This is a genomic window from Streptomyces sp. NPDC057654 (genome assembly GCF_042800135.1).
Lineage (GTDB): Bacteria > Actinomycetota > Actinomycetes > Streptomycetales > Streptomycetaceae > Streptomyces.
On the sequence record NZ_JBHVHQ010000863.1, the window covers coordinates 1 to 3,636 of the forward strand.

Annotated in this window: 2 protein-coding genes and 1 pseudogene; all 3 read right to left on the reverse strand. The window is 73.4% G+C overall.

Annotation, left to right across the window (positions count from 1 at the left end; genetic code table 11):
• Positions 1-393 precede the first annotated feature (393 nt).
• A complete protein-coding gene (locus tag ACFU99_RS37335) occupies positions 394-1,158 on the reverse strand; it encodes a phosphotransferase (RefSeq protein ID WP_384401224.1) in 765 nt (254 codons plus the stop codon).
• Positions 1,159-1,179: 21 nt separating this feature from the next.
• Entirely contained in the window at positions 1,180-2,976 is a 1,797-nt protein-coding gene (locus ACFU99_RS37340; RefSeq protein WP_384401227.1) for an ABC-F family ATP-binding cassette domain-containing protein, read from the reverse strand.
• A gap of 110 nt (positions 2,977-3,086) precedes the next feature.
• A pseudogene (locus ACFU99_RS37345) lies at positions 3,087-3,636 on the reverse strand (acyltransferase); the annotation flags it as partial.

Below are 3,636 nucleotides of genomic sequence, written 5' to 3' on the forward strand. Positions count from 1 at the left end.
GGGGTCCTGAGGCGCGCCGAAGCCGCCCTTGGGCGGCTCGTTCGGCGGTTGGGGCGGCTGGGACATCAGCGTTCCTCTTTACGCGGGCCCGCGGCACCGATCCGTCTCCCCCGCACTCCCGGTGGCCGGATATCGACTGAATATCCACCGGGAAGGAGCGAATCGGGCGCGAAACCCGCCAGTCGATGACAGACGAGCGGACAATCTTTCTACCACCCGCCCCCGACACCCCACCGCCCGGCAAAGGCCCCCGCCACCACCTGAGACCACCCCGTGACAGGACCGTTGCGCCACTGCCTGCCCGGTTTCCATCGGCTGTTTTGCGACACCGCGGCGACGGCGGCCCGCCAACGCCGTACGGTCCGGACAGAGGTCCGGCCGGACGCCCGTCCGCTATCCGGCGCTCCCTCGGAGCAACGCCCGCTCCAGCTCCGCGCGTTGCTCCGCGACCCACTCCTGATCGGCCCGGATGTGCTCCGTCGCGCCCGTATCGCGGAGCCGGACCATCGCGGGGTCCCCGGCGGCGGCGCCCGCCTCGATGCCGCGTCGGCTGCGGTCCTGCCACCACAGGACCGTTTCCACGAGGTCGCCGCGCGCCCGGCCGGGCAGCCCGTAGCCGTCGGCGATCAGCCGCATCCGCCGGGCCGCGTCGGCGACGTCGGCCGTCCGCGGGCCGAGGCCGAGGTACTGCCAGCAGACGTGGGCGACGTCGTGGATCCGCTCGCCCGGCGCGGCCAGGTCCCAGTCGATGAAGGCGACCGGGCGCAGGGCCCCGCCGACGGGGCGGTAGACCGTATTCCTGGGAGCGAGGTCGTTATGGCACACGACGTCGCGGCCCCCGGCCAGGTCCGTGCCCGCCGTCAGGTCGTGGAGCTCCCGTACGAGTCCGGCGACGCGCGCCAGGCTCTCGTCCGCGGACACGGCGGCGGGCTGCCGGGGCTCCGGCTCCCACGCGACGTGCCCGTCGAGGCGGCCGAGCACCTCGCGGCCCTCGTCGTCCACGCCGAGCCAGCGCGGCGCGCCCGGCCAGCCGCGGGACGCCAGCAGCGTCAGCAGCTCCGCCGTGAACGGCGTGCTCGCCGAGGCGGTGCGGCGCACCGTGTCGCCCACGCGCACCACCCGGCGCACGGCCCCGCCGGGCATCGGCTCCTCGTCCACCGCTCCGCGCCTCCGGGCCGGTTACGCGTCCTCCGCCAGCTCCAGCCAGCGCATTTCCAGGTCGTCGCGTTCCGAGGCCAGTTCGCGGAGTTCGGCGTCGAGCCCCGCGACCTTTTCGAAGTCGGTGGCGTTGTCGGCGATCTGGGTGTGGAGCTTGGTCTCGGAGTCGCTGATGCGGTCGAGGCGGCGCTCGATCTTCTGGAGTTCCTTCTTGGCGGCGCGGGCGTCTCCGGCGGGCTTCTGCTTGGCGGGGGCCGGGGCGACGGCGGGGGCCGCGGCCTCGATGACGCGGCGGCGGCGCTCCAGGTACTCGTCGAGGCCGCGCGGCAGCATGCGCAGCGTGGCGTCGCCGAGGAGGGCGAAGACGCGGTCGGTGGTGCGCTCGACGAAGTACCGGTCGTGGCTGATGACGATCATCGAGCCGGGCCAGCCGTCGAGCAGGTCCTCCAGTTGCGTCAGGGTCTCGATGTCGAGGTCGTTGGTGGGCTCGTCGAGGAAGAGGACGTTGGGCTCGTCCATCAGCAGCCGCAGGATCTGGAGGCGGCGGCGCTCACCGCCGGACAGGTCGCCGACGGGCGTCCACTGCTTCTCCTTCGTGAAGCCGAACTTCTCGCACAGCTGCCCCGCCGTCATCTCCCGGCCCTTGCCGAGGTCGACGCGGTCGCGAACCTGCTGCACGGCCTCCAGCACCCGCTTGGCGGGGTCGAGTTCCGCGACCTCCTGCGAGAGGTAGGCCAGCTTCACGGTCTTGCCGACGACGACCTTGCCGGCCGCGGGCTGCACGTCGCCGTCCGTACGGGCGGCCTGTTCCAGGGCGCGGAGCAGGGACGTCTTGCCCGCGCCGTTGACGCCGACCAGGCCGATCCGGTCGCCGGGACCGAGCTGCCAGGTGAGGTGCTTGATCAGCAGCTTCGGACCGGCCTGTACGGTCACGTCCTCCAGGTCGAAGACGGTCTTGCCGAGCCGGGTGCCGGCGAACTTCATCAGCTCGGCGTTGTCGCGCGGCGGCGGCACGTCGGCGATCAGCTCGTTGGCGGCCTCGATGCGGAACCGCGGCTTGCTGGTGCGGGCCGGGGCGCCGCGGCGCAGCCAGGCCAGCTCCTTGCGCATCAGGTTCTGCCGCTTGACCTCCTCCGTCGCCGCGATCCGCTCGCGCTCGGCGCGGGCGAAGACGTAGTCGGAGTAGCCGCCCTCGTACTCGTAGACGTCGCCGCGCTGCACGTCCCACATGCGGGTGGCGACCTGGTCGAGGAACCAGCGGTCGTGGGTGACGACGACGAGCGCGGAGCGCCGCGTCCGCAGGTGGTCGGCGAGCCAGGAGATGCCCTCGACGTCGAGGTGGTTGGTGGGCTCGTCCAGGACGATCAGGTCCTGTTCGGCGATGAGCAGCTTGGCGAGGGCGATGCGGCGGCGCTCGCCGCCGGACAGCGGGCCGATGACGGTGTCCAGCCCCTGCCCGAAGCCGGGCAGGTCCAGCCCGCCGAACAGGCCGGTCAGCACGTCGCGGATCTTGGCGTCGCCCGCCCACTCGTGGTCGGCGAGGTCGCCGATCACCTCGTGCCGGACGGTGGCCGCCGGGTCGAGCGAGTCGTGCTGGGTCAGCACGCCGAGGCGCAGGTCGCCGGTCTGCGTGACGCGGCCGGTATCGGGGTCCTCCAGTTTGGCGAGGATGCGGATGAGGGTGGTCTTGCCGTCGCCGTTGCGGCCGACCACGCCGATCCGGTCGCCCTCGCTGACGCCGAGGGAGACGCCGTCGAGCAGCGCACGCGTGCCGTACACCTTGCCGACGGCTTCCAGATTGACCAGATTGGCTGCCACTGCCATCTCACTCCCGCTGCTCGAATCGACCGGCCTCCCAGCGTAATCGCCCGAGCGGACGCCCCCGACCGCCCATGGGGAGGCCCCGGTCCGCGAAGGGCGGCCGACGGTCAGCTCCGTCGTGCGCGTCGTGCCGGGCCGCTGACCGCCTCGACCAGGTACCAGCCCACGACGGCGGCGAGGACCGCCACGGGGGCGGAGACGCGTACGGCGACGAGCATCGCGGTGTGGCCCTTCAGGAGGCCGTCGAAGCCGACCATGGACAGGCCCAGGACGCCGAAGAGGCAGAGTGTGACGCCGAGGGCCGCCAGCGGGCCGGACGCGGTGCGGGGTTCGGCGGCGGGGCCGCGAGCGGCGACCGGCGGGCGTTCGAAGCGTCGGAAGGCCGCGACGAGCAGCGCCGTCACGACGGCCGCCGCCGCGATCCGCAGCGGGACCTGCGCCCACCATCCGCCGCTCGCGGGCTCCGGCAGCGGTACGCGCAGGGCGAGCAGCGCCCCGTACACGCCGAGCATCGCGGTGAGGTGCCACAGGAACGCCGTCATCGCGACGCCGTTGGCGGCGACCACGCCGCGCCACGCGCGCGGGCGGGCCAGCAGCCGTCCGGCCGGGCCGCGCAGCAGCTCGACCGCGCCGACGAGCCACAGCCCGTGGCAGAGC